Here is a 563-nt window from a genome sequence, read left to right on the forward strand (position 1 = left end):
CATGTTTCCATCGATCGAAAATACCGGTTCATCCGGAAATGGAAAACAACGCATGCCGCCGCCAGTGATGGCGCGCGATTGAGAGAGGGGCTGCTGGATAAAACCAATACAGCCTCAAGTGTCTGGGCTGACACGGCCTACCGCTCAAAAGCCAATGAAGACTTCATGGAAAAGCAGGGCTTTGTCTCCAAGGTTCATCGCAAAAAGCCGCATCTCAAGCCTATGCCCCGGCATATCCAGAAATCGAATGCAGGAAAATCCATTATCCGGTCGCGTGTCGAGCATGTCTTTGCCGATCAGAAGTCACAGACGGGGCTGTTTGTCCGGACTGTCGGTATCAGCCGAGCCACCATGAGGATCGGGCTCGCCAATATCGTCTACAATATGCGCCGCTTCCTCTTCCTCGAAAGATTGAACGCGAGCGCATAGCCATCCAGCGGAGGACAACTCCCAATCTGCTCAAAACGCAGACCGGAGGCCATCGCAAAAACCGTCAATCAAATCGCCAAAACCCAGAAATTACCGGCCAAGCACATCAATCAGGGGTTCTTCGATCCCTCCAA

The 563-nt window shown here is 52.8% G+C and carries 1 protein-coding gene; it reads left to right on the forward strand.

Features of this window, described 5'->3' with window-relative positions; genetic code table 11:
• The coding region (locus KMAL_RS16770; protein ID WP_146044271.1) for a transposase at positions 1-429 on the forward strand (429 nt) is incomplete at its 5' end.
• Positions 430-563 lie beyond the last annotated feature (134 nt).

It is taken from the genome of Novacetimonas maltaceti (genome assembly GCF_002906255.1).
Classification (GTDB): domain Bacteria; phylum Pseudomonadota; class Alphaproteobacteria; order Acetobacterales; family Acetobacteraceae; genus Novacetimonas; species Novacetimonas maltaceti.